Annotated in this window: 23 protein-coding genes; 13 read left to right on the plus strand and 10 right to left on the minus strand. The window is 41.8% G+C overall.

The window, feature by feature from the left end:
• Positions 1-392: 392 nt before the first annotated feature.
• Entirely contained in the window at positions 393-1,565 is a 1,173-nt protein-coding gene (gene lpxB / locus FTV31_RS10535) for a lipid-A-disaccharide synthase (RefSeq protein WP_180014739.1), read from the plus strand.
• Here the strand turns inward: lpxB and FTV31_RS10540 are convergent.
• Positions 1,554-2,504 carry an AraC family transcriptional regulator gene (locus FTV31_RS10540; protein ID WP_180014741.1) on the minus strand — a complete coding sequence of 317 codons (951 nt, stop codon included), beginning with the start codon at positions 2,502-2,504 and terminating at the stop codon, positions 1,554-1,556. The genes lpxB and FTV31_RS10540 overlap by 12 nt on opposite strands.
• 187 nt (positions 2,505-2,691) lie before the next feature.
• Here FTV31_RS10540 and FTV31_RS10545 point away from each other — a divergent pair, with 187 nt between their 5' ends.
• Complete coding sequence (locus FTV31_RS10545; protein ID WP_180014743.1) at positions 2,692-3,906, plus strand: alkane 1-monooxygenase; 1,215 nt, start codon at positions 2,692-2,694, stop codon at positions 3,904-3,906.
• 56 nt (positions 3,907-3,962) lie between these two features.
• Here FTV31_RS10545 and FTV31_RS10550 read toward each other — a convergent pair whose 3' ends face one another.
• Positions 3,963-5,786 (minus strand): acyl-CoA dehydrogenase, encoded by a 1,824-nt coding sequence (locus FTV31_RS10550; RefSeq protein WP_180014745.1) that lies wholly within the window; start codon positions 5,784-5,786, stop codon positions 3,963-3,965.
• Between the two features lie 78 nt (positions 5,787-5,864).
• Between FTV31_RS10550 and FTV31_RS10555 the strand changes: the two genes are divergently transcribed.
• Entirely contained in the window at positions 5,865-6,845 is a 981-nt protein-coding gene (locus FTV31_RS10555) for a GlxA family transcriptional regulator (RefSeq protein ID WP_180014747.1), read from the plus strand.
• 45 nt (positions 6,846-6,890) lie between these two features.
• Here FTV31_RS10555 and FTV31_RS10560 read toward each other — a convergent pair whose 3' ends face one another.
• The 4 genes from FTV31_RS10560 to FTV31_RS10575 form a co-directional block, all read right to left on the minus strand.
• Positions 6,891-7,100 (minus strand): hypothetical protein, encoded by a 210-nt coding sequence (locus FTV31_RS10560; RefSeq protein ID WP_180014749.1) that lies wholly within the window; start codon positions 7,098-7,100, stop codon positions 6,891-6,893.
• Positions 7,101-7,216: 116 nt separating this feature from the next.
• On the minus strand, positions 7,217-7,423 hold the full coding sequence (locus tag FTV31_RS10565) for a helix-turn-helix transcriptional regulator (RefSeq protein ID WP_180014751.1): 207 nt from the start codon (positions 7,421-7,423) through the stop codon (positions 7,217-7,219).
• Positions 7,424-7,574: 151 nt separating this feature from the next.
• Positions 7,575-8,774: an MFS transporter gene (locus FTV31_RS10570; protein WP_180014753.1), complete on the minus strand. Its 1,200-nt coding sequence runs from the start codon at positions 8,772-8,774 to the stop codon at positions 7,575-7,577.
• Positions 8,771-9,214 carry a MarR family winged helix-turn-helix transcriptional regulator gene (locus tag FTV31_RS10575; RefSeq protein WP_180014755.1) on the minus strand — a complete coding sequence of 148 codons (444 nt, stop codon included), beginning with the start codon at positions 9,212-9,214 and terminating at the stop codon, positions 8,771-8,773. The genes FTV31_RS10570 and FTV31_RS10575 overlap by 4 nt, the downstream gene beginning before the upstream one ends.
• Before the next feature lie 261 nt (positions 9,215-9,475).
• On the opposite strand from FTV31_RS10575, the gene FTV31_RS10580 reads away from it, so the two are divergent.
• The 3 genes from FTV31_RS10580 to FTV31_RS10590 are packed head-to-tail and all read left to right on the plus strand — an operon-like array spanning position 9,476 to position 12,039.
• Complete coding sequence (locus tag FTV31_RS10580; protein ID WP_159122896.1) at positions 9,476-10,921, plus strand: cytochrome ubiquinol oxidase subunit I; 1,446 nt, start codon at positions 9,476-9,478, stop codon at positions 10,919-10,921.
• The gene (gene cydB / locus FTV31_RS10585; protein ID WP_034702762.1) at positions 10,918-11,922 is read left to right on the plus strand and encodes a cytochrome d ubiquinol oxidase subunit II; all 1,005 of its coding nucleotides are present in this window, start codon (positions 10,918-10,920) and stop codon (positions 11,920-11,922) included. The genes FTV31_RS10580 and cydB overlap by 4 nt, the downstream gene beginning before the upstream one ends.
• 9 nt (positions 11,923-11,931) lie before the next feature.
• The gene (locus tag FTV31_RS10590) at positions 11,932-12,039 is read left to right on the plus strand and encodes a DUF2474 domain-containing protein (protein ID WP_104426067.1); all 108 of its coding nucleotides are present in this window, start codon (positions 11,932-11,934) and stop codon (positions 12,037-12,039) included.
• Between the two features lie 80 nt (positions 12,040-12,119).
• Here FTV31_RS10590 and FTV31_RS10595 read toward each other — a convergent pair whose 3' ends face one another.
• Positions 12,120-12,737, minus strand: coding sequence for a thermonuclease family protein (locus FTV31_RS10595; RefSeq protein WP_004785537.1), 618 nt, complete (start codon positions 12,735-12,737; stop codon positions 12,120-12,122).
• 130 nt (positions 12,738-12,867) lie between these two features.
• On the minus strand, positions 12,868-13,785 hold the full coding sequence (locus FTV31_RS10600; protein WP_180014757.1) for a LysR family transcriptional regulator: 918 nt from the start codon (positions 13,783-13,785) through the stop codon (positions 12,868-12,870).
• A 94-nt stretch (positions 13,786-13,879) separates the two neighbouring features.
• Here FTV31_RS10600 and FTV31_RS10605 point away from each other — a divergent pair, with 94 nt between their 5' ends.
• From FTV31_RS10605 to FTV31_RS10635, 7 genes are all read left to right on the plus strand, one after another.
• A complete protein-coding gene (locus FTV31_RS10605) occupies positions 13,880-15,121 on the plus strand; it encodes an acyl-CoA dehydrogenase family protein (RefSeq protein ID WP_180014759.1) in 1,242 nt (413 codons plus the stop codon).
• Positions 15,122-15,175: 54 nt separating this feature from the next.
• Positions 15,176-16,297 carry a phosphotransferase family protein gene (locus tag FTV31_RS10610; protein WP_125278629.1) on the plus strand — a complete coding sequence of 374 codons (1,122 nt, stop codon included), beginning with the start codon at positions 15,176-15,178 and terminating at the stop codon, positions 16,295-16,297.
• Positions 16,294-16,992 (plus strand): histidine phosphatase family protein, encoded by a 699-nt coding sequence (locus FTV31_RS10615; protein ID WP_034702771.1) that lies wholly within the window; start codon positions 16,294-16,296, stop codon positions 16,990-16,992. Before FTV31_RS10610 ends, FTV31_RS10615 begins: the two co-directional genes overlap by 4 nt.
• Before the next feature lie 50 nt (positions 16,993-17,042).
• A complete protein-coding gene (locus FTV31_RS10620; RefSeq protein WP_004785546.1) occupies positions 17,043-17,786 on the plus strand; it encodes an SDR family oxidoreductase in 744 nt (247 codons plus the stop codon).
• A 411-nt stretch (positions 17,787-18,197) separates the two neighbouring features.
• On the plus strand, positions 18,198-19,256 hold the full coding sequence (locus FTV31_RS10625; RefSeq protein WP_180014761.1) for a fatty acid desaturase: 1,059 nt from the start codon (positions 18,198-18,200) through the stop codon (positions 19,254-19,256).
• A 158-nt stretch (positions 19,257-19,414) separates the two neighbouring features.
• The gene (locus FTV31_RS10630) at positions 19,415-20,125 is read left to right on the plus strand and encodes an SGNH/GDSL hydrolase family protein (RefSeq protein ID WP_159122902.1); all 711 of its coding nucleotides are present in this window, start codon (positions 19,415-19,417) and stop codon (positions 20,123-20,125) included.
• 32 nt (positions 20,126-20,157) lie between these two features.
• Positions 20,158-20,742 (plus strand): uracil-DNA glycosylase family protein, encoded by a 585-nt coding sequence (locus FTV31_RS10635; RefSeq protein WP_180014764.1) that lies wholly within the window; start codon positions 20,158-20,160, stop codon positions 20,740-20,742.
• 60 nt (positions 20,743-20,802) lie between these two features.
• On the opposite strand, the gene FTV31_RS10640 is transcribed toward FTV31_RS10635, so the two are convergent.
• Both FTV31_RS10640 and FTV31_RS10645 read right to left on the minus strand, forming a co-directional pair.
• Positions 20,803-21,294 (minus strand): pyridoxamine 5'-phosphate oxidase family protein, encoded by a 492-nt coding sequence (locus FTV31_RS10640; RefSeq protein WP_180014765.1) that lies wholly within the window; start codon positions 21,292-21,294, stop codon positions 20,803-20,805.
• A gap of 172 nt (positions 21,295-21,466) precedes the next feature.
• The gene (locus FTV31_RS10645; RefSeq protein ID WP_180014767.1) at positions 21,467-21,904 is read right to left on the minus strand and encodes a hypothetical protein; all 438 of its coding nucleotides are present in this window, start codon (positions 21,902-21,904) and stop codon (positions 21,467-21,469) included.
• Between the last annotated feature and the right edge of the window lie 40 nt (positions 21,905-21,944).

Here is a 21,944-nt window from a genome sequence, read left to right on the forward strand (position 1 = left end):
CAAAAAACGAGCATATCTTATGACTTTTAAATATAAGTCGTTGTCTTGATTATTGATTTGCTTATTCTAAAAAGAGATAAAGACCATAAAATTTAAAGTAATTCATCCTGATTTATATTTTAATTTGAATCATCTAGAACACCTTTCTATTGCTAAGTATGAAAATTGATAAAGATTCTGCAGAAATGCCTATTTATTTGTTTGTTTAAAGATCAGCCGCTTTAAATTTATTTTAATTTTTAAGCTAGGCTAAGGCGCGCGCGTTATCCAGATTCCAGAGTTTTATGATTTGAGATAGCCACGATTTGTGAGTTCAACACTTAGTCATGCTCAAATCACGCTTTATGATAGAATCTGAACGGAATTAATTGGTCTCATTTGAGGGAATACACTTGCAAAATCGGAAGCTTAAAATCGGAATCGTGGTGGGAGAGGTATCGGGAGATACGCTTGGTGCGAAGCTCATCCGTAGTTTTCGAGAGCAGGGTATTGATGCAGAATTTGAAGGGATTGGCGGGCCGCAAATGCTGGCTGAAGGCTTCAAGAGCTACTATCCAATGGATATTCTCTCGGTCATGGGCATTGTTGAAGTCCTGAAAGATATTAAAAAACTGTTTGCGGTTCGTGATGGTCTGGTCGAGACCTGGACGAAAGATCCAGTCGATGTGTTTATCGGTATTGATGCGCCTGATTTTAATTTGCGTCTTTCCAAAACCCTGAAGCAAAAACAGTTACCGATTAAGACCGTGCAATATGTCAGTCCTTCGGTCTGGGCATGGCGTCAAGGCCGGGTACATGGTATCAAGGCCAGTATTGACCTGGTGCTGTGTCTCTTTCCATTTGAAAAAGCATTTTTCAAGAAATGGGATGTTCCGGCAGCTTTTGTCGGTCATCCATTGGCAAGCCAGTTACCCCTCAACAATGATGTGGCTGAAGCGCAGGCAGAACTGGGTTTAGATCCTGCACAAAAATATATTGCACTGCTGCCGGGAAGCCGCCGTGGTGAAATTGAACGCTTAGGACCCTTGGTACTGGATGCAGCTAAAATTCTGCATCAGAAATATCCGGATTATACGTTTCTGATTCCTGCCATTAATGAGATGCGCAAACAGCAGATTGAAAACTTGCTGGCACAATATTCAGACAGTTTAAAAGCACATATCCGTCTGATGGAAAATACCAGTAGCGAGTCAAAAATTGGCCGCCAAGTCATGAATGCTTCCAATATCATTGCCTTAGCTTCAGGCACTGCGACACTGGAAGCCATGCTATTGCACCGTCCGATGGTGACCTTTTATAAATTGCACTGGCTGACTTATCAGATTGCCAAATTGCTGGTCAAAATTCCTTATTTCTCATTGCCAAATATCATTGCTGGCAAAAAAGTCATTCAGGAATTGATTCAGTCTGAAGCAACGCCTGAAAATCTGGCTGCTGAAATTGAAAAATTGATGGATATTGAAGCAGCTCAAATTCAAGTGATGCAGCATCTCACCATGCATAAGCAGCTGCTTTCCGGCAACAGTGAAGATCCTGTCAAAGCGGTACTAGACTTAGTCCAATAAAGGAGTCTTGCTTTTCTGACAGGCAATACGATATTGAGTCGGGGTGTGTTCAAACTGTTTTTTAAAGCTTTGACTAAACGCCGTTTCCGAAGAATAGCCCACCAGATACGCGATCTGCTGGATGCTAAATCCGCTATTTCTGAGATATTGTGCTGCCAGTCGAAGCCGATGCTGTTGCAGATAAGCCAATGGCGGCTCACCAACAATCTGGGTAAAGAGCTGGGCAAATTTTGAACGCGACATATGGCATTGCTCAGCCAGACTTTCAACGGTCCAAGGCTGTTCGGGTTTTCCATGAATTGCCGCCAATGCATTGGACAGTTCAGGATGGGAAAGGGCATTTAGCCAGCTTGAAGCATTTTCCAGATTCAAAATATAATCTCGTACGCATTCAATCAGTAAAATACTGACCAGATGATCCAGAATTTTGTCTCGTCCCGGACGAAGTTGCTGGGTTTCCAATGCCAGAAATTGCAAACCAACTTGTAACCATTCTGGTGCTGTATCTCCCAGTATATGCTGGATGTGCAGATATTTAGGTAAAGCACTCAATAGCGGTTTCGCCATCTGGATATCCAGATTGGAACGAATCGCCAAAATAAAACTACGTTCTGCTGAATGGGTGATATTGAGATCCACACATTGCTGTGCATGAGTCTGAAAATAAGAATTGATCGAATGATGTTCAGAAAAATCCGCATTGCCGGGACTAGAAATCCGATGGGCAGAACCAGCAGGCAATAACACCAGATCACCTTGTTGCAGCTCAAGCAAATCGCCATCTTTGAATATTAATCGCGCTTGACCCTGTAATAATACATAAGCCAGCATGGACGGTTCATACTGATAATCAAACCCGCCTGGATGAAACACATTGAGGTAGAGATATTCGGATTTTTCCAGATGAATATCATCAAAAATTTTACTTAAAGCATCCATGCCTGACTCTATTCTTTTGTTTTAATTCATTTAATTAAATTTAAATAGCCCAGTCTTGTGATTTAAGGCCAAGACTTGGCCTATTGCGCCAAAGACGCTGACATAGTTTTTCTGGACGTTTAATACTGTTCGCTAATGCTGAAATATTCAACTATATGTGCAGAGTAACATAAAAAGGAGGGTCGCAATGAATGCCCCTGCACAAATTAGCAAAGCTCAGTTCACGCAGGATGCGTCAGCACTGAACGGTTTACAACTGGATAAAAAACGTTTTGGCTGGCTGCTCAGTCCCGGTTTGCCTGTGATCGGTATGGGAATTCTGGCTGGCTATCATTTTGGTCCCAAAGCCACTAAAAAAGTCTTTGCGATGGGTGGGCCTTTATTATTGCATGTGATTATCCCAACATTAGATGCTTTAATTGGTGATGATGCCAATAATCCAAATGATGAGCAGATTCAGGCATTGGTCAAAGATCCTTATTATGACCGGATCGTGAAGGTGTTTATTCCTTTGCAAATGGCTGCCAATGCTTTTGCAGGCTATGTCGTATCCCGTCCAAATGTTTCTCTGGTCGATCAGGTTCTACTTGGCGTTTCTATGGGGGCGATCAATGGAATCGGTGTGAATACTGCACATGAGCTGAGCCATCGCCCTCAGAAAAAAGACCATTACTGGTCGCATGCCAGCCTGATGCCACTGGCCTATAACCATTTCCGGATTGAGCATCCTTATGGACATCATAAACGGGTAGCGACGCCAGAAGACCCGGCATCTTCGAAAATGGGAGAATCCTTTTACCGTTTCTGGCCACGTACTGTATTGGGTGGCTTGAAATCAGCAATTCAGATAGAAAAAAGACGTTTGGAACGTAAAGGCTTAAAATTTTTTAGTCTGGAAAATGAGTTATTTCATGGCTGGGCGATGAGCGCAGGTTACCATGCCTTAATGCTGAAAACGTATGGCAAGAAAATCATTCCTTATACGCTGACCCAAGCCTTTTACGGCATCAGCCTGTTTGAGATCGTGAATTATATCGAACACTATGGATTGAAACGCGGGCAAAAAGCAGATGGTACCTATGAGCGAACCTTGCCCGAACATAGCTGGAACAATAACAACATCGTGACCAACCTGTTCCTGTACCAGTTACAACGCCATTCGGATCATCATGCCTATCCAAGCCGACCATTTCAGGCATTGCGACATTTTGATGAAGCACCAGAATTACCAAGTGGTTATGCCACCATGCTGATACCGGCACTGATTCCACCATTGTGGTACAAGATGATGGATCAACGTGTGTATCAACATTATCAAGGCGATCTGGCTAAAGCGAATATTCTGCCTTCGAAACGTGCCAAGCTGCTTAAGAAATTTGGTCTAAAAGACACTGCGGCTTGATGATGTAAACAAATAAAAAATGCGCCATTCGAGGCGCATTTTTTATTGATTTTTATTTAGAACCAGTCACTTTGCATATTTAGACAGGTGTCATCGAAGTTCATCAGTAACTTAGCCTGATGTTCAATTTCAGGCAGTTCCCAATGAATAAAATATTGAGCTGCCTGAATTTTACCCGCCAGAAAGGCTTGATCTTCCTGTTGAGAAGATGTTCCAAACTTAAGTTGAGCCTGATTAGCCATTTCCAGCCACAACCACGCAATAATAGTTTTGCCCATCATATCCAGATATAGGCCAGAATTGGCCAAAGTTTCACTAACTTTGCCTTGATGCAGAGCCTGACCTAAAACCTGAGTGGTCTTTTGCACAGTAACAAGATGCTGTTTATAGACATCTGCCAGTTCTGTTAACTTGCCATCCTGAATTTCAGACAAGGTTTTCTGGATGCGTTGCATGAGCAGGGTCAGGCCTTTGCCATTGTGCTGCCAGAGTTTACGACCTAGTAGATCCAGAGACTGAATCCCATAAGTGCCTTCATGAATCGGATTAAGGCGGTTATCCCGATAGCATTGCTCAACCGGATATTCACGCGTATAGCCCGCACCACCCAAGACCTGGATCGCCAGATCATTGGCTTTAGGACCATAGGCAGAAGGGAAGGACTTGACCACTGGTGTAATGAGATCCAGCAAAATGGCACTCTCTTCATCTTGTGCAGCCTGATGTTCATCAATTAAACGAGCTGCAAATAAGCACAGCGCTAAAGCAGCTTCAACATAAGATTTTTGTGCCAGTAGCATACGTTTGACATCCGTATGCTCAATGATATTCACAGGTTTAGCGTCAGGTGTTTTTTCATGAACCGAACGGCCTTGAGGACGGTTCTTGGCATAGTCCATAGATTCCAGATAGCCGCGATAACCAATCATGGCTGCCCCTAGACCGACACCGACGCGCGCTTCATTCATCATCTTGAACATATATTTTAAACCTTGTCCCACTTCACCAATTAAATAGCCTAAGCAACGATCGTTTTCCCCAAAGCTTAGAACTGTTGAAGTTGTGCCGCGATAGCCCATTTTGTGTAGCAGGCCAGCCAGATGGACATCATTGGATTCACCTACAGTTCCATCTGTATTGGTTTTGAATTTCGGCACGATGAATAGGGAAATACCTTTTACCCCTTGCGGAGCGTCTTGGATACGAGCCAGAACCAGATGCACAATATTTTCAGTAATGTCCTGATCACCACCAGAAATAAACATTTTCTGGCCTTTAATTTTGTAGCTTCCATCTGACTGAGGAATCGCTTTAGTGGTCAGATCTCCCAAAGAGGAACCCACATTCGGCTCGGTCATCGCCATAGTTCCAGCAAAGCGGCCACTTAGCATATGCGGCAAGAACATTTGTTTTTGTTCTGGAGAGGCAAAGGCTTGAATCAGATTTGCTGCAGCGGCTGTCAGAAAAGAGTAGGCAACAGTCGAAGGATTGGCCGACATGAAATAGGCATTGCAGGCCATATTCACCAAAGTCGGCAATTGCATGCCGCCGTCTGCGTAATCATGCTGGGCGCAGAGTAGACCAGCATCAGCAAATTGTTGCCATGCTATTTTCACTTCATCAATGGTCTTCACCTGTTTGCCATCAAAGCTCGGTTCTTGGTGATCAGCCTTGGCATTATGCGGCGCAAAATAATCGGTCGCGATGCCTTTTGCCGTTTCTAGGATGCTATCAAAAGTATTTTTGTCATGGTCCTGATAGCGTTCCAGTTCAGTTAAAGCTTCAAGTTTGAAGACATCATAAAGCAGAAAATTGAGGTTTTTATCATTAATCAGCTGAGTCACGGTACGGTCCTGAATATGTAATCCTTGAGATAGCATCAAGACTAGCAGTTGCATTTATCAAGGAGGATTGTCAATAATGACATGAAACGGGTGAAAAACGACAAATAGAACAATATGCAACAGGTAGTGATTTTAGGCTTTGATGGTGCTTTGGCTTCAGCAATTACAGGTGTCGTCGACTTATTCGCCATGGCTGGCGTCAGCTGGAATCGGATTCAGCAGCAAAATGTGCAACGCCTGTTTAAAGTCAGGATCGCCAGTCCAGATGGACAACCAATTCGTTGTATTAACGGCCTGGAATTACCAGCTCATTGTTCATATCAAGAAATTCAAACAGTAAATATTCTGGTAGTGCCGACCATCGCCGCACCTATACAAGAGGTACTGGATGAAAATCCAGACCTGATTCAGTTTTTAACTTCTGCTCATTCACAATCCACCTTAATCGCTGGAAACTGCACCGGGAATTTCTTTCTGGCAGAAGCTGGTATTTTAGATGGTCGTGTGGCGACAACGCATTGGGGCTTTCAGGACATGTTTCGTGCACGTTATTCTCAGGTCAAACTCAATGCCGATCTGATGATTAGCCGGGATCAGAATATTTACTGTGCAGGTGGAGGCTTGGCCTGGTTTGACCTAGGCTTGCACCTGATCGAACGTTTCTATGGTTTTGAAGTTGCCATGCAATCTGCCAAATCCTTTGTGATTGATTATCGACGCGATAGCCAATTGTCTTATTCCTTAATGAAGATTGGTCAACCACATCATGATGAACTGGTGCAAAAGGTTCAGGACTGGTTAGAGCAGCATTTTCATGAAGAGTTTACTTTAAATGCGCTGGCAGAACGTTTTAATGTCACCACTCGTACTTTAATCCGGCATTTTAAGCAGGCGCTAAATATTGCACCGAATCAGTATCTGCAAGCCATTCGTATTGAAGCGGCACGCAAACGGCTTGAGGAAACCGATCAGGCTATTGATGTAATTATGCAAAATGTCGGCTATCAGGATCCAAGTTCATTTCGGCGTTTATTTTATAAAAAAACAGGGTTAACACCCTTAGAATATCGCCGTCGTTTTAGTCGACGTTTCTAGATTTTGACAAAAAGAGAGATTCGAAAAGCTCTCTTGGCATACATATTAGCTAAAGACGTCTTTACGTAAATAATGCGTATAAATGGTTGATGCGATGCTTTGCAGGAAGCCGGTGAACATAATCCAGTAAATGAAAATTTCACGTTCTAACCATTTTAGTCCGAAACCTTCAAATCCGATGATGCTCAAAAAGGCTGAACTAATCCCCAAAAATAAAATGTTATAGGATAATGATTTTTGCTTTAATAAAATCATTGTTCCTCTTTCGTCTTTGGATTCCTATGAGCATTCAAAGCGTATTTTATATATTTCACAGCAGATCACAGCAACCACAATACTTAAAATACTAGCCATCAATAACCAATATAGTGTCATGTTTCTTCCTCAGCATAACTAAACAGTTCCTCAATCGTGGTTTCAAGTGCATTTGCTAACTTGAATGCCAGAATCAAGGAAGGGTTGTACTTCTCTTTTTCTAATGCGGCAATCGTTTGGCGGCTGACTGCCACTGCATCAGCAAGCTGTTGTTGTGTCCAACGTTTTTTAGCACGGAACACGATGATGTCATTCTTTAACATGTCTTTACTCCAACATCATTCAAAATGTAATATATATTTAACATTATGTAAACTATATATTTCATAATGATAAAAATAAGTGTTATTTAAAAGATTGAGATATAAAAAAACGGGCTTGATGCCCGTTTAAAAAAGTATCGAATCAACTCGTTTAAGCTTTGACTGAAGTCGATTTAACCTTGCGGCCATGCAGCAGGTAATACCAGATCAGACAGCTAAAAGTAAGCACTGCGGAGAACAAATAAAGCTGACGATAACCCACCTGATCCAGCAGCATACCGAGGAAATAAGGTCCGAAACCAAGACCAGCATCTAGTGCAATAAAGAAAGTCGAGGTCGCCAGACCCATCCGTTGCAAGGTGGTACTTTTCACGGCAATAGTCTGACACACTGACTGAATATTACCGAAACCAAAACCTAATAACGCGGCACTCGCCAGTAACATCACAGAGTTTTGTGCCTGACTCAGCATCAGAATACCTACTGCCATAATCACGATTGCAGGGTAGATAATGATGTTTTCACCTTTACGGTCCATTAATGGACCAGTAAAAGGACGCGACAGCAGAATGGCAAAAGCATACATCAGGAAGAAGAAAGAGGCTGCTTCGACCAGATTGATGTCTTTGGCATAGAAGTGGATAAAGGACAATACGCCTGAATAACAGGTAGCCACCAGCAGGACAATGATAGCAATCGGCAAGGCATTCGGCTCTACATATTGAGCGAGTTTACTGGCAGATTGCGGAACGGATGAAGTCGATGTACCACTCGCTTTAAGACGCGGTGGCTGGATAAACAGACCGCAAATCAGGCAGCTGAGCGCAACAAGAGTAGTAAAGATAAAAATCACCTGATAATTAAAATTCGTCATCAGCCAGATCCCGACAAAAGGACCAATCGCTGTACCGAGCGTACTGCTCATACTGAAATAACCAATACCTTCACCACGTCGTGTTGCCGGAATGGTTTGCGCAATTACTGTGCCGAGTACGGTAGATGCCATACCCATCATAAAGCCATGTATCAGACGAATACCCAATAACACTTCTAGTTTGGCCGGAATCATATAAAGTCCGGAAAATAGCAAAAAGCCAGTCAGGCCAATCACCAGGGTATTTTTCAGCCCTAGACGATTCAGCAATTTCCCGATAAATAAGCGTCCAATTAGCGTTCCGACAATAAATAGACCGGATACCAGACCGGCTTGTGCAGTCGATGCTCCTAGTTCAGCGACCGAGAAACCGACAATCACAATCACCAGCAGGTAAAACACTAGAACGAGCTGGAAATTAACCAGACTGACCAGGACGAAATTAGGGGTCCATAAGCGGGCTTGATCTTGGCTCATTGTGGTGTTTCCTGAGATGAAGGGTGTAGTTGCTGAATCAGCTGTACCAAAGTGTTTTTACTGCTTTGCAGATCATCTGAGTCAATCTGTTGCAGTAACTGATCTTCAAAAGCATCAATCTGTTTAGAACACAGGTTAAAGGTTTGAACCCCTTGCTCGCTGAGTTTAAATAATTTTTGACGTTTATCTTCGGTTTCGATCTGGCAGATTAAGTCGAGTTCACTTAAATGCTGGATACGTTTGGTTATGCTTGGTTTTGAAACATTTAAATAGCTTGAAATATCAACCAGCGTGCATTGCTGTTGGGATTGAATGGTGTAGAGCACTTGCCATAAGGAATAATTAAGTTGGGAGGATAATAAAATAGTATTGATTTCATCACTCATGAGTCGTGCGCAACGCAGCAACAGTGAACGAAATCTGGAAGAGGGTTGAAACATATAGTTAACCTGGCTAACTAAATTGTGCCTAATCTACGTCTCTTTATTCAATTAAACAAGAGGGGAATTTTGAAAATTTTTGCATGGTTAACGTCCTTTTGACTAAGTTGTTACAAGTCCTTAACCTGATTAAAAAAACAATCAACAAAAGGCTACATACTTTTAAGAATGATTCAGCCTAAGCTACCTAAGCACTAGAAAAATCCATCACTTAATAACTGAAGGGCAGATATGCCAAATAACACTGCATAGGTGAAGTTTATGACTCTGGGTTTAACTGCATTAGAGTTAGCACGCATACAGTTCGCCTTTACTGTATCTTTCCATATTATCTTTCCTGCAATTTCAATCGGATTAGCAAGTTTTCTGGCTATTCTTGAATGGCGTTGGTTAAAGACTAAAAATCCGATTTTTCAGGATCTGTTCAAGTTTTGGGTCAAAATTTTCGCCGTCGCATTTGGTATGGGCGTCGTATCCGGTGTGGTGATGAGTTACCAGTTCGGAACTAACTGGAGTGAGTTTTCCCGAGTCGCTGGAAGTGTGACTGGGCCTTTGCTGGCTTATGAAGTTTTAACTGCGTTCTTTTTAGAAGCCGGATTCCTGGGCATCATGCTCTTTGGCTGGGATCGGGTTGGCCCACGAGCGCACTTTTTCTCCACTTTAATGGTGGCAATCGGCACCTGTATTTCCATGTTCTGGATTTTATCTTCCAATAGCTGGATGCAGACCCCTCAAGGTTTTGCGATTGAAAATGGCCTGATCGTCCCGCAAGACTGGGTAGCGATCGTATTTAACCCGTCTTTTCCTTATCGTCTGGCCCATATGGCAATGGCCGCCTTTCTGGTTTCGGCCTTACTTGTAGCCTCAACAGCGGCATGGCATCTGATCAAGGGTCGTCGCGATCCTTTAGTCAAAACTTCATTTTCCATGGCTATGTGGCTAATTCTGGCACTTGCACCTTTACAGATTTTTGTAGGGGATATGCATGGTCTGAATACGCTTGAACATCAGCCAGCCAAACTGGCCGCGATGGAAGGCCATTGGGAAACCAATCATGATGAAGGAATGCCTTTATACCTGTTTGGGATTCCAGACATGCAAGCTGAAGAAACCAAATATGCCATTGGTATTCCTAAATTGGGTAGCCTGATTCTGACGCACTCTATGGACGGAAAAGTCACGGGGCTTAAAGATTTTGCGCCTGAAGATCGGCCCAATTCACTGGTCGTGTTCTGGAGTTTCAGGATTATGGTCGGGCTGGGTATGTTGATGCTCTTGCTTGCACTATGGGGGCTATGGTCACGTACCCGAGGACGTTTTTATGAGTCACGTGGTCTGCATCGTTTTGCACTCATCATGGGCCCATCCGGATTTCTTGCCATGCTGGCAGGATGGTTTACCACAGAAGTCGGCCGTCAGCCTTGGGTAGTCTACGGCATTATGCGGACCAAAGATGCATTATCACCAGTGTCTGCTGAACAGGTCGGTCTAACCTTGATTATCTTTGTGGTGGTGTACTGTGTTGTTTTTGGCGTAGGAATTTTCTACATGTTGCGCCTAATGCATAGAGGTCCAGAATTTATTCATTCCAGACCACACCATGAATCGGATAGCGATGTGGTTCAGGCTTCCCGTCGACCATTGAGCAGTATTCGCGAACGTATTGAAGAGGTTCCTGAACATCCGGATCAGGAGGATAAAAAATGATTGATTTATCATTAATTTGGATTGCGATTATTGGCTTGGGTGTACTGGTCTATACCATTCTCGATGGTTTCGATCTGGGCATTGGCATTCTATTTCCATTCTTCCCGCATCAGGATGAACGCGATGTCATGATGAATACGGTCGCTCCGGTCTGGGATGGTAATGAAACTTGGATGGTTCTAGGGGGCGCCGGATTATTTGCTGCCTTTCCATTGGCTTATTCGACGGTACTCTCAGCGCTATATATGCCCATTATCCTGATGGTGATCGCCTTGATTTTTCGTGGTGTCGCTTTTGAGTTTCGTTTTAAGGCGAATAAAAGCAAACACTGGTGGGATAAAGCCTTTATAGGTGGGTCGATCGTCACCAGTTTCTTGCAAGGAATGATTCTGGGTGCATATATTCAGGGAATTGAAACGCGAAATGGTGTCTATGTGGGTGGTGGTCTGGACTGGCTTAGTCCATTCAGTATCTTTACCGGAGTCAGTGTCGTGGTGCTATATGCAGCATTAGGCTGTGGATGGCTCATTTATAAAACCGGTGATGATTTACAGGATCGCATGTTTAAACTGATGCCGAAGCTGATTATAGCCTTACTGATTATTCTAGGTGCTGTCAGTGTTTATACGCCGTTGACCCATCCGCAAATTGCGGAGCGCTGGTTCAGTCAGCCACAATTCACCTACTTTATGCCCGTACCGATCTTAGTCATATTGTTTACTTGGCTAGCCTTACGCGCTTGTAAAAGACGCAGTGAACTAGGTCCATTTTCCTATATGCTGGTGCTGGTATTCCTGGCATATACCGGTTTTCTGATTAGTCTGTGGCCATATATTATTCCGCCATCAGTCACGATCTGGCAGGCAGCGGCACATGAAAATAGCCAGTTATTTGCTTTGATTGGAGCCTTAATCCTGATTCCGATTATCGTGATTTATACCTGCATGTCCTATTGGGTATTCCGGCACAAGGTGCGTGTTGGTGATGATGGTTATCATTAAGGAGCAGGTATGACACGCAAACAGATAGTATGGTTTGTAGGCTTATGGCTTGCAGGTTTTTTGACACTGGCACTTATTGCAGGAGCATTCCGCTTTCTGGTGCATTTGGCCTATTAGGTCATAATATAAACTGAATAAAGAAAAGGGATTTGTTATTACAAATCCCTTTTTATAGGCTAAATTTTAGATATTTAAAATCATGATGAGGCTTTGATCTGTTTACGATACACACTTGGACGGACAGGGCGGCTGTTTTTCCATAACCCTTTTTTCTGCTTTTTGGCTTTATTCTGTAGTTCCATCATATAGCGTAAATGGTTTTTATCCCGGATATATTCCTCATAAACCCATGCCGCACCACGTTTCACAATCTCTTCATTGATATTCTTGCGATAACGATAGACCACACCGACACAGCGACCATAACGGTCAATATCCGTAATTTGTACCCGAATCATTTTATTTTTAACCATACTTTGAACCAGGCGTAGTGATTCCTTACCATAGGCCTGTGAAGATTCAGGTGCATCGACATAGGCAAAACGTAATTTGGTCTCAGAGCGACGGATATTAAAACGGTAGCAGGTGAGGGTGTCACCATCACTGACCGCACTTACCCGGCACCAATATTTCTTACCTTTCTTAAAGGGGCGAAATAGGTCTTTTAAATACACCGTAATTTTATGCAGCAAATAATAAGAAAAACACAGAAGTACGAAGCCCAGCACAATTTGCCAGGTGGTGGAGAGATGTAACAAGGGCAAGATCCAAATCAGCAAAAACAGCCGCATAAACACAGCTAAAAGTTGAGCCATTTTAGATCAAAGCCACTCCGCATAGGGCTTAAAAAGCCATCAATCAGTGTTTAGTTTTGTACCGATAAAATAGCCTAAACACTATCAAATTAGGCCAATCTCAATCCTAAAACCTGATAATAAAAATAGCCTAAGCAAAAATTTTATAAATTTCATTTCTCAAAAATTGATGTCTTTTATTTTCTTGCAAATCTTTATGCCAATACATCCCTATATTAATTTTCGGCAGTTGTACAGGAACGTCAAAAATATTCAGACAGTTTGCTAACTGTAGATGTGTCAATACATTTTTAGGAATTGTCAGCATGGCAGTTTTTTGCTGTTCCAGAATTTGTAGAGCTGTAGAATAGTGTTGGCAACGTAAAAAAATCTGTCGGGAATAATGTTTTCGACTTAGATATATATCTTCAACTAAAACTCCCGTACGGCGTGAGGAAACACCAATATGAGGTGAAGCCAGATAAACCTGTTCATTCATTTCTGTTTGTTGTGTACAGACCACAAATTCATCTTGTACCAGTCGTTCAAACTGAATTTTTTCACTACTACTTTGCTCAAGATCAATGACAAAATCGACCTGTTGAGAGGCGAGATCTGCAGCAATATTTTTACGGTCGAGTTTCATGCTACTCAGCTGAAGATCCAGGTTAATTTTTTGAAAATGTTGAACCAGTTTTGGAAATATCATGGGTTCAATTTCATCATGTACAGCGATTTTTAAGCTATGAATCAATTCCGGTCTGAATTGCTGATGCTGCATCGAAATATTCTGAATCGCAAAAAGTGCATTTTTAATTTCAGGATAGATCTGATCCGCAAACGGTGTGGGCTGCATCTTGCTACCCGTTCGCACAAATAAATCATCCTGTAAATGCTGTCTTAAACGTTGTAAAGCATGACTGGCCGCTGACTGGCTTATCGATAGAATTTGCGCGGCTTTAGAAATACTGTTTTGTTCGTAAATGGCAATAAAAAGTGGATAAAGATTAATATCAATACGATGAAAATTTCGTAGGTCCATCAGGGTTTTTGAATGAATACTATGCATACTACTATATGGAATTAAATCATTTTATTCATAATATATTTTGGGTTAAGGTGTTGTAAAGCGTATGAATTAGAATATTCAGAGGGATAAAGCAATGTTTGAGTTGTCTGCACGAGCACAGGATTATTTAAATAGAACAAAAAAGTTTATTACTGATGAAATTGAACCTGTCGAGGCTGGTTTCTGGCATCAGGTGCATCAACTGAACCAAGGTGGCGACTGGACCAAATGGCAATGGCCGGCAGAACTTGAAACATTGAAAGATAAAGCCAAAGCAGCAGGTCTCTGGAATATGTTTTTGCCTTGTCCAGAATTAGGACAGGGATTATCCGTTCAGGAATATGCACATATCGCTGAACTTTCTGGACGAAGCCTGATTGCACCTACGGTCTTTAACTGCAATGCGCCAGATAGTGGCAATATGGAAGTATTGTGGCGCTATGGTTCTGAAGAACAAAAACAGCAATGGTTGATGCCACTTCTGGAAGGGAAAATCCGTTCAGTGTTCTGTATGACTGAACCTGCAGTGGCTTCTAGTGATGCTACCAATATGCAGGCGACAGCGGTGGTTGAAGGTGATGAAATTGTTTTGAATGGTCGTAAATGGTGGTCTTCAGGTTTGGGTGATCCAAATGCCAAAATTATTATTTTTATGGCACATACGCCGGATGAATCCAAAGACCGTCATCATCAGCATTCCATGGTTTTAGTTCCAGTCGATACTGCAGGCGTGAAAATTGAACGGATGCTTCCAGTCTTTGGTGATTATGATGCACCACATGGCCACGGCGAAGTCAGCTTCGATAATGTTCGTGTTCCAGTTTCGAATTTTATTGGGGGTGCAGGTCAAGGCTTTGAAATTGCCCAAGGGCGTTTAGGGCCAGGCCGTATTCACCATTGTATGCGTTGCATCGGTGCTGCTGAAAAATCATTAGAACTTATGATTGACCGGGGTATGAGCCGTACCGCATTTGGTAAAGAGATTTTAAAACTGGGTGGTAACCTGGAACGTGTCGCAGAAGCACGTGTGGCGATCGATCAGGCTCGATTATTAACCTTGTATGCTGCCTATAAAATGGATACTTTAGGGAATATGGCAGCACTGACTGAAATTTCTGCAATTAAAGTCGTTGCGCCAAGTGTACTGGAAAAAGTTGTGGATATGGCGATTCAGATCCACGGTGGTGCGGGTGTTTCTCGTGATACACCGCTGACCGGATTCTTTGCCCAAGCCCGTGCCTTACGTCTGGCTGATGGTCCGGATGAAGTGCATAAAGGTATGATTGCCAAGCTGGAACTGGCAAAACGTGGTTATAGCACACGTCGTAAAAAATAAGCTGGCTTTATATACAGAACATTGAAACGTATTAGAAGATTTTAAGGAAAAATTATGGCGGTCATTGATGTAGGTGGATCAGTTCGTGAAGGTGAGGAACTGGATGTACAGGCCATCACAGATTGGTTAAATCAACAAGGAGTAAATGTAGAAGGTCCTTTAGAGCTTACTCAATATTCCGGTGGAGCTTCAAACTGGACTTATCGTTTGCAATATGCCAATGCCGATTTGATTCTACGTCGTCCGCCTCAAGGGACTAAAGCTAAATCTGCGCATGACATGGCACGTGAATATCATGTACAAAAAGCTTTGGCTGAACACTATCCAGTCGTACCTGAAATGGTGGCACTTTGTCAGGATGAATCAGTCATTGGCTGTGATTTTTATGTGATGAAACGCATTGAAGGTATTATTCCGCGTGCCAAGCTGCCGCCTGAATTACAACTGACTGAACCAGATATCCAGACTCTATGTATTAATGTGATTGATAAGCTGATCGAACTACACCAAGTTCCTTACACTGGTACAGAACTGGAAAAGTTAGGCAAAGGTGAAGGCTATTGCCGTCGTCAGGTAGAAGGCTGGGATGCACGTTACGAAAAAGCCAAAACATTAAATGTTCCATCTTTTAAATACGTGCGTAACTGGCTGAAAGATAATATTCCATCTGATTCTAAAACCTGTGTCATTCACAATGACTGGCGTTTTGATAATGTCATTTTGGATCCAGAAAATCCAACTGAAGTTATTGGGGTGCTGGACTGGGAAATGGCCACCCTGGGTGATCCGCTGATGGACTTGGGTTCTGCCTTGGCTTATTGGGTAGAAGATACGGACAATGCCATTTTTAAAGCAACACGTCGCCAGCCGACCAATTTAAAAGGTATGTTTACCCGTAAAGAAGTGGTCGATTACTATTTGGAGAAAACCGGTCTGCAACCGGAAAACTGGACATTCTATGAAGTGTTTGGGATTTTCCGTCTCTCGGTAATTGCTCAGCAGATCTATTACCGTTATTACCACAAACAAACCAACAATCCAGCCTTTAAGGATTTTTGGGTAGTCATTCATGCCTTGCATATTCGTGCCTTAAAACTGATTGGTCTACAAAAGCTTGAAGCCAATGACATTGCACAAAAATATATCCTGAAATTTAAAGAGTTAATGCCAAAATGACCACCATTTACTTGATCCGGCATGGACAGGCATCTTTCGGGGCAGCCAGTTATGATCAGCTTTCGCCAAATGGGGAACTACAGGCAAAATTGCTCGGTCGTTATTTTGATGAAATTCTGAAAGAAGCACCGTATGTAGTGGCTGGTTCCATGCAACGTCATCAACAGACGGCACAGTTATCTTTAGATGAATGTTTTCCTGAAAGCGAGATTTTGACCGATAGTGCCTGGAATGAGTTTAATCATCAGCAGGTCTTTGCCCGTTATGAACCGCGTTTTAATCAGCCTGAACTGCTTAAGCAGGATGTCTCAGAACATGCCAATCCACGGGATTATCTGAGCAAGATCTTTAGTGGAGCGATTGCTCGCTGGACCTGTGATGATTATCACCATGAATATGATGAATCCTGGCCAAATTTTAAAAGCCGCGTAGAAACCGGTTTGCAGAACTTATGTGATCAGCTTGCGCAAACTAAACCGCGCTATGCAATCGTGTATACCTCGGGTGGTGTCATCTCTGTGGCAGTAGGCAAAATCCTGGGTCTGAGTCCAGAGAAAACTTTCGCTTTAAACTGGGCAATTACCAATACCAGCATTACTACATTACGTCTGGTCGGAAATGAACCCCAGCTACTCAGTTTGAATGAACATCATTTTATTAAAGCACAGCGTCCAGACCTGCTAACCTGGATTTAAAAATTATTGAAGATAAAACACCTTATAAAATAAAGGGATAGGGTAAAAATATGGCTAAAACGATTTTAATTACTGGTGCAAGTTCAGGGATTGGTGCCGGTATGGCACGTGAATTTGCAAAAAAAGGGTATAACCTGGCGATTTGTGCACGTCGTCTGGAACGTCTGGAAACTTTGAAGCAGGAACTCGAGAGCCAATATGATATTAAAGTCATTGCCAAAACACTGGATGTGACCAATTATGATCAGGTTTTTGAAGTTTTCCGTGCCTTTAAAGAAGACTTTGGCACCATTGACCGGATTATTGTCAATGCCGGTGTAGGTGAAGGCCGCCGGATTGGTAAAGGTAATTTTGCGATCAATAAAGCTACTGTTGAAACCAACTTTATTTCTGCATTGGCACAATGTGAAGCTGCAGTGGAAATTTTCCGCGCACAAAACTCCGGTCATCTGGTGATGATTTCATCGATGAGCGCAATGCGTGGTATGCCAAAACACTTGACTGCTTATGGCGCAAGTAAGGCTGGGGTTGCACATCTGGCTGAAGGCATTCGTGCTGAGCTAATTGATACACCAATTAAAGTCACGACCATTTTCCCAGGCTATATTCGTACTGAAATTAATGAAGGCGCGAAAAAATTACCATTTGAAGTGGATGAGAAAACTGGTTCACGTTTATTGGCAGAAGAAATTGAGAAAGCACCAGTCAAAGCTTATGTGCCGAAATGGCCTTGGTTGCCCCTCGGTTTGGCAATGAAAGTATTACCGCTAAAATTAGTCAATAAATTAGGTTAAAACCTCAATTTAAAAAGCTCCATTCGGGGCTTTTTTACTTTTTAGTATTCAAAATTTTGGATAAAAGTAGGTAGGATAATTCTGGTATCGGATTTAAAAACGTTATAAATTACTAAGATAATTAGTTAAATCTCTAAAAGTCATTAACACTTTGATGATGAATAAATTTTATTTTACTATAAAAATAAAAATTCTATTAGAATAGAGATGATTAAATTTTTAAGAAAAGAATTTTTAGACGATAAATTTTATAGAAAATATCTCCTTATTTTTCTGCTTTATTCTTGATCTTAAAAAAATTACTAAAACTGCCCAAAACTTGGACATACTCACTGCGAAAGTGGAAAGATAACTTCTCTTTTTTATAAATTCCTTTAATGTACAACTGTTCAGAAATCAAAGGTTGTCCATATGTCTACATCTTCGGATATGACTGACCAACAGCGAATCTCTAAGGTCAGAAATATCGTTACACAGGCCGGGGAAGAAATACGTACCCGTTATCCTATACTCAAACATCAGAATTTCATTGGTGCGAGTATTTTAGGTTTTGCCTGGACGGGGATGATTGCATGTGCATTGGCATATGGATATGGTTATCTTTCTGCTTGGTTCACCATTCCATTGATTGCAATTTTTGCTTCACTGACACATGAATTGGAACATGATCTGATTCATTATATGTATTTCAAAAAAACGCCTTGGGCACATCATTTAATGTTGGCTTTAGTGTGGCTGGCTCGTCCAAATACGATTAGTCCATGGGCTCGCCGACGCATGCATTTGCATCATCATAAATATTCAGGCACTGAATATGATCTTGAAGAACGTGGCATCAGTAATGGTATGCCATGGGGGATTCGCCGCATTCTAGTGATCAGTGACCAGTTGATGTCAGTGTATTTGCGTCCTTTTCAGATGTTTAAAATGATTCATCTTTTTATGGAAAAACAGCCTGAAAAAGAACGTAAAGTTGCCATGATTTCTCAGCTATTAGGCTTCTTGCCATTAAGCTTGATTTATTATGGTCTGTGCTATTTATTTGTAGTCTTTCATGTAGGCAATGCCGTTGCACCAATCTTTGGTTATGAAATGCTTTGGTCGGAAAGTATCATCGAAGCTATACCGCTCGTGAATTTCTTGGCAGTAATTTGGATCATTCCGAATTTTATCCGTTCTTTTAGCCTGCAATTCGTTAGCTCCAATATGCATTATTATGGTGATATTGATCCACGCGATGTCATCAAGCAGACTCAGGTACTGAATCCATGGTGGATGATGCCATTCCAGTTATTTTGCTGTAATTTCGGTTCAACTCATGCGATCCATCATTTTGTGGTCAAAGAACCCTTTTATATACGTCAGTTGACCTCTAAAACGGCGCATAAAGTCATGAAAGAAGTGGGTGTACGCTTTAATGATATTGGGACGTTCAAGCGCATGAACCGCTGGAATGATCATAAAGTTTGATATATCAGCCACATTAAAAAATCCCGTTAAACGCCGGGATTTTTTTATTTTGCTAGTTAAAGTTACGTGAATATTCATTAAAAATGACTGCTGACGTATTACTCGTAATCCATAAATTGCAGTAAAATTAATCATATCTTTATATAAATTAGTCCATTATGTTGCTCAAAGCTGCCACTATCGCCTTAATTCCCGCGCTCGTAATTCAGGGTAACCGTGTCAAAAAAAATACGATAAAACTTCCAGAACCAGAGGGTGCACGTGAAGGTCAAACAGGAACAGGCAAAAAACTTTCATTACTGATTGTGGGTGATTCAGCAGCAGCAGGGGTCGGGGTAGATCATCAGAATGATGCCTTACTTGGCGCGATTCTGAATGAGCTAAAAAATGACTTTGAAATTGAATGGAAGTTACAGGCAAAAACGGGCGATACCACCTCAAAGGTCATTCGTACTTTAGACCAGATTGAAGCTAAATCCTATGATGTGGTCGTGACTTCAGTCGGCGTGAATGATGTGACTAAGCTCATGCCTGCCGATGTCTGGATCAAGAAGCAGGAACAGTTTTATGGCAAAATCCAGCAAAAGTTTAATCCAAAACTGGTCATTGCAGCCGGTGTCCCTCCAATGAACATGTTCCCAGCTTTACCGAATCCTTTGGCCTGGTTATTTGGTCAATATGCCAAACACATGAACCAACAACTGGAAAAATTTGTGAACAAGCAGATCAACATGCAATGGATTGAATACGATATTGAAAAATATCGGGCCATGAATTTACAAATGGCCAAAGATGGTTTTCATCCAAGTAAGGAAGTTTATACACTTTGGGGACAAGAAGTCGCTAGCAAGATCCGTCAGGCATTCTAAAATAACTGAAATACCTGAATCTGGAACAGTTTATGTTGGATATTGAAACCCATCCATTACCGCCATTTTTACCGCCCAATGCCAAATTACTGATGTTGGGCAGCTTTCCGCCACCCGCAACGCGCTGGAAAATGAATTTTTATTATCCGAATTATCAAAATGATATGTGGCGGATATTTGGGTTAATTTTCTTTAAAAATAAAGATTACTTTTTAGACTTACCTAATAAAAAATTTCAGGAACATCTAATCCGAGAATTTTTAACGGAAACGGGAATCGCGATTTTTGACAGTGCTTATCAGATCCGACGCCTGAAGGGAAATGCTTCCGATAAATTTCTGGAAATTGTAGTGCCAACCAATTTGCAGGATCTATTGGGGAAAATGCCAGACTGCAACCATATTATGACCACAGGTGACAAGGCTACAGATACCCTGATGCTATCGATGCCTGAAGGTACGTTGAAACCAAGTATAGGCGAGCCTACTCAGGCACATTTTATTGGCCGTGATTTGTATCTATACCGGATGCCATCTTCATCCCGGGCTTATCCTTTGGCTCTGGATAAGAAAGCAGATAGTTACCGGATGATGTTCGAGCATGTCGGTCTAATTTGAGTTATGAATAAATATAAATATTAAGTATATTTATGAAATAAGCTTACTTTTAGAAAGTATTTAAGTATTTTCTACCTGCATATTAGGATATTCGACCCAGCGATAATCCTTAACTTTAATACCCCGAACATGATGAAATCTGGACCAGATCAATTTGCTACCTTTACTCCATTTTAATGTAGAGATACGAGATTCAACTTTCTCAATCTCTTCCGCTGTTGCAGGACGTAAAGAGCCAATCTCTGCATATAAACGTACACCGGGATAATGCTTAAATTTTCCCTTGAACATGGAACTTAACCAGAACAGTTTGCTGCTATTCACAGCCTGAATGCAGGCAAGTGGCTGATGCTGTAAATTTTCAGAGAAGGTGGTGGAGTAAGTATCAAAAAAGAAACCTGTACTAGACTGCTGATCCAGAAAGACAGTTCCGATCGGAGTAATACTAGGAAAGCCTTGGGGATTGACGGTTGCGATCGAACAATGCATTGCTGCACGCTGCGCATCTGCAACAACTTGACGGATATTTTGCCATTCAGAAGGGGAAATCATGATGTTTTCTCTTTATTATTTTAATCAAGCTTAATCTGTATGTCTAAAATAGGCATTGCCATAAAAATATTCAGGCAAGGGCAATTTAACCAATTAAATATATTAGGTAAATTCCCTGTAAACGAAAAAGAGCCGATATGGCTCTTTCAAATTTTAGAAATGGAAAAATGAATTAACCATCATATTCCACATAATCCCACAGGTTTAAGCGCGCTTTAATTTCTTTGCGGATATTCGGCAACATCGGGAGTAATGTCCCGTCAATCCATAAACTTAAAGCTTGTGCAGAAATCAGTTGCTGTTGTTCATCGACCAGTTGCGCGCCTTTAACCATCACCAGTGTTTCTTCAAAAGCTTCGGTTTCAACACCTTTGAATAGCACCTGTAATTCATAACCGGTATCCTGAATCAGCCATTCCAGTTCGACCTGGATATTCTGATTAGATTTAAGTACGACCTGACCTTCGACCAAGTCCGAATTAGACAGGCAGTCATGTTCAACCCGTATTTTGGCTAAAAACCATTCTTGTTGAGACAGATCCTGCAAGGTCTTAACAGGGGTGAGAATATCACTGAGTTTAAACTGACGACTTAAATCAAAAAATTGCATGGGAGTGGAAAGCGAAAATTCGCAAAATACTGGAAAAGTG

The organism is Acinetobacter sp. YH16031 (assembly GCF_013417335.1).
Lineage (GTDB): Bacteria > Pseudomonadota > Gammaproteobacteria > Pseudomonadales > Moraxellaceae > Acinetobacter.